3 protein-coding genes and 2 pseudogenes are annotated in these 3,953 nt (G+C 48.0%); all 5 read right to left on the reverse strand.

Annotated features, from left to right (window positions below):
• Positions 1-1,134 (reverse strand): annotated as a pseudogene (locus tag ACXRVY_RS19405) (pyruvate dehydrogenase (acetyl-transferring), homodimeric type); the annotation flags it as partial.
• A gap of 242 nt (positions 1,135-1,376) precedes the next feature.
• On the reverse strand, positions 1,377-2,111 hold the full coding sequence (locus ACXRVY_RS19410; RefSeq protein ID WP_223457661.1) for an amino acid ABC transporter ATP-binding protein: 735 nt from the start codon (positions 2,109-2,111) through the stop codon (positions 1,377-1,379).
• A 95-nt stretch (positions 2,112-2,206) separates the two neighbouring features.
• Positions 2,207-2,875, reverse strand: a complete 669-nt coding sequence (locus ACXRVY_RS19415; RefSeq protein WP_458238013.1) for an amino acid ABC transporter permease — start codon at positions 2,873-2,875, stop codon at positions 2,207-2,209.
• Positions 2,872-3,618 carry an amino acid ABC transporter permease gene (locus tag ACXRVY_RS19420; protein ID WP_223457585.1) on the reverse strand — a complete coding sequence of 249 codons (747 nt, stop codon included), beginning with the start codon at positions 3,616-3,618 and terminating at the stop codon, positions 2,872-2,874. The genes ACXRVY_RS19415 and ACXRVY_RS19420 overlap by 4 nt, the downstream gene beginning before the upstream one ends.
• Positions 3,619-3,709: 91 nt before the next feature.
• Positions 3,710-3,953 (reverse strand): annotated as a pseudogene (locus ACXRVY_RS19425) (amino acid ABC transporter substrate-binding protein); the annotation flags it as partial.

Raw genomic sequence — 3,953 nt, forward strand, 5'->3', positions numbered from 1 at the left:
ACGCACGTCATGGCCACCGCGGCGCAGTACATCAATATCGGCATCGCTCAAATGTGTAGCGAGCGCCGCCAGTTCAGGATTTTGATTGAAAAAACGCTCGCGGTTATAGCTTCCATCATTCGCCGAAAAGGTCTGGAACTGACCGTCAACCGTATTGGCGAACGCTCGTAGCAATGCATTGCTTTTATCCCGTGCAAACAAGGCATCCCAATCAGACCCCCAGACGACCTTGATCACATTCCAGCCGGCTCCGTCGAACAGAGCTTCCAACTCATCAATGATTCGGCCATTGCCACGCACTGGACCGTCGAGTCGTTGTAAATTGCAGTTGATTACGAAGGTCAGATTGTCGAGTTTCTCTCGCGCTGCGAGCGACAATGCCCCAATGGATTCCGGCTCATCCATTTCACCGTCACCGAAGAAGCCCCAAACATGACGGTCGCTGCTTTCCAGGAGGCTTCGGTTTTCCAGATAACGCATGAAACGCGCCTGGAAGATCGAATTAATTGGCCCGATACCCATTGAACCTGTAGGAAACTGCCAGAAGTCAGGCATCAACCAAGGGTGAGGATAGGAACAGAGTCCCGGGCCTTTGATTTCCTGGCGATAATTGCCCACCTGCTCTTCGCTCAGATAGCCCTCAAGAAAAGCTCGGGCGTAAACACCGGGTGCTGAATGAGGTTGAAAGTAAACCAGGTCGCCTTTTTGTTGTTCGGAGTCAGCGCGGAAAAAGTGATTGAACCCGACCTCAAAAAGATCAGCCGCTGATGCATAACTGGCGATATGGCCACCTAATTCACCATAGGCACGGTTGGCACGAACGACCATCGCCAAAGCATTCCAGCGCAATGCAGCACTGATCTTTTCTTCAATACCCAGATCGCCGGGATATGCCGGTTGCTGCTCCACCTCAATGGTATTGCAGTATGGCGTGACGCGGGTTCGCGATGATTTCACACCTCGCGACCGGGCGAATTCGGCCACGCGATCGAACAAATATTGCGCACGTTCGGCACCCGCTTCACGAGCAACCGAGTCAATAGCATCCAGCCACTCAGCGGTTTCCTGAGGATCAGTATCTTCGCTAACTGGGCCGTAAGCATTGAAAATATGAAGAGGGAGGCGCGTATTCATCTCTTGTTCTCTCTATTTAAAGTTCAGGACGCAAACCGCTCTGACGGAGGAATTTAATTTGCCTTGCGTAACTCTACTACTTAGATCGCTCACAAAGACTTTCAGTTTTTTTGCTCTTTAGCATTATTCAAAGTGCCAAAGCCCAACCCTAATGAAATTACCTTCCCTAAAAGCGCCTCCTAATATCGTTTTAATATTTACATTTATTTTTCTTTTCATGTCGTTATGAAAGAAATTAAAAGCTAGTACTGTAGAATTTTATTAAGAAAATTCTGAGCGCGCTCAGAACGAGAACTGATATCGCCAAAAAAATCCTCTTTTTGGCAATCTTCTATAATCAGCCCCTGGTCCATGAATATCACTCGATCAGCGACCTTTCGCGCAAAACCCATTTCGTGAGTAACGCACATCATTGTCATACCTTCGTTAGCGAGTTGAACCATTACGTCCAATACTTCGTTTACCATTTCTGGATCTAAAGCAGATGTAGGTTCATCGAACAGCATCACAACTGGGTCCATGGCAAGTGCTCGGGCAATAGCTACCCGTTGTTGCTGCCCACCAGACAATTGTCCTGGGTACTTATGCGCATGAGCGGCAAGCCCTACACGCTCAAGTAGCTTCAACCCATTTTCGATGGCTTCTTTTTTACTTCTGCCCAGCACTTTGATTTGTGCAATTGTCAGGTTCTCGGTAATGGACAGGTGTGGAAACAACTCAAAGTGCTGGAAAACCATACCAACCCGTGAGCGCAATTTCGGAAGATCGGTTTTTGTATCGGCGATTGAAACACCATCGACGGTAATATCACCTTCCTGAAACTGCTCAAGTGCGTTTACACATTTAATTAATGTGGACTTCCCGGACCCGGAAGGGCCGCATACCACCACCACCTCACCTTTTTTCACCGTAGTGCTGCAATTAGTGAGCACCTGAAAGTTCCCATACCATTTACTTATATTTTGTATGGAAATCATTTGATTAGCTATTACATCTGATTTGCTAGATACGGGGCCGCAGTCTGTTGGTACTTCCAAACTTCTGTCCCATTTGTTGACGCTCTTGACGGAAATCATACGGCTAACCTTTTCTGCAGAAGTTTGACCAATTGAGAGGCAATAAAACTGAAGCTGAAGTAGACCAATCCGGCAAAAATCAGCAATTCGTTAGGCTGCCCAATAATGTCGCCGCGGGAGCGTGCAGCATTGAGGAAGTCCATTAGGCCAACTGTGTATACCAAGGACGTATCTTGGAAAAGAATTACACTCTGTTGCAGTAACAGCGGCATCATTTTGCGGAAGGCTTGAGGCAAAATAATCAGTCGCATGCTTTGAAGGTAAGTCATGCCAAGAGCCTGCGCCGCCCMCTTTTGGCCCTGCGAGATCGATTGCACACCTGCTCGTACAATTTCGCAGAAGTACACGGCCTCAAACATCACAAAGGCTACTACACAGGACGTGAATGCCCCGATGGGCGTATCTTGTCCAGTGATCCAGCGAAGTACGAATGGTACCGCCAAGTAAAACCAGGTAATGACAAGTAACAAGGGTACAGAGCGCACATAATTTACGTAGGTACTGGCGAGCGATGACAGCCATCTGTTCGATGACAAACGCATGAGCGCTAGTACTGTGCCGAGCACAATGCCGCCGATAACGCCTAGCAGCAAAATCTTCAGCGTCATCAATAAGCCCTCGCCGAGTCCCGGAAATGCCATGATGATTGAATTGAAATCCATCACTTATCCTCAACCGAGACGAGCCCAGGAACCGCTACCGTCTTTTCAACGACACGCATGATCATCATCAGTCCCATGTTTAGGGTGAAATAAATCAAGGTGGCAAGGCTAAAGGCCTCGAACAGATTGGCGGAAAATTCGGCGGTTTGTTTAGTCTGTGCCAACAACTCCATGAGCCCGATCAACGAAGCCACGGACGAATTCTTGAAGATATTTAAGAACTCGCTGGTGAGCGGCGGGATGATGATTCGAAAAGCTTGGGGTAGCAGCACATATCGGTAAATTCGGGGTAAGCGAAAACCCATAGCGCGAGCAGCTCCCAGCTGTCCATTTGGTAAAGCCTGGATACCCGTACGTACTTGTTCGCAGACACGAGCTGCCGTAAACAAACCAAGACAGAGCACCACACAAATATAAGCGGAGGTCGTCGGATTGAGGTCCTGTTTAATCCAATTGCCAATCCCCTCAGGTAAAACATCGGGAACCAAGAAGTACCAGATGAAAAGCTGTACCAGTAAAGGGACATTGCGGAAAATCTCCACATAAATAGTCGCAAAACCAGACAACCAACGATTGGGCAACGTGCGCATTACACCGAGAAGCGCCCCTAACAGCAAAGCTATACACCACGCCATTAACGCAATACTGATGGTCCAGCCGAAGCCAGAAATAAACCAGTCCAGGTAAATTTCATTGCCGATACTGGTGGACTTAAAGAAAATCCCCCAGTCCCAATTGTAATTCATTCGAACTCCTCCTCAGAGGCCTGCTCACAAATTGAGTGTCTAACCGACTAGACGAGCCCAGTTAGACACTGCATGTTTTCTGTAGCATTTGTTAGGGCGCGGGCTTGTCGTTAGGGTTAGCAATGAGCTCTTTGAGTTTTGCACTCATTGGGAAATTTAAACTCAAACCTTTTGGGGGGATCGGCTGTTCGAACCACTTAGAATAAATTTGGCCAATTTCACCTGAAGCAAATGTCGCAATAATCGCGTCATCGACCACTTTTTTGAACGATGGATCATCCTTGCGGAGCATGCAGCCATAGATTTCACGAGACTGATCGGCGCCTGTGATAGCC

This window comes from Pseudomonas sp. P5_A2_2, assembly GCF_054177685.1.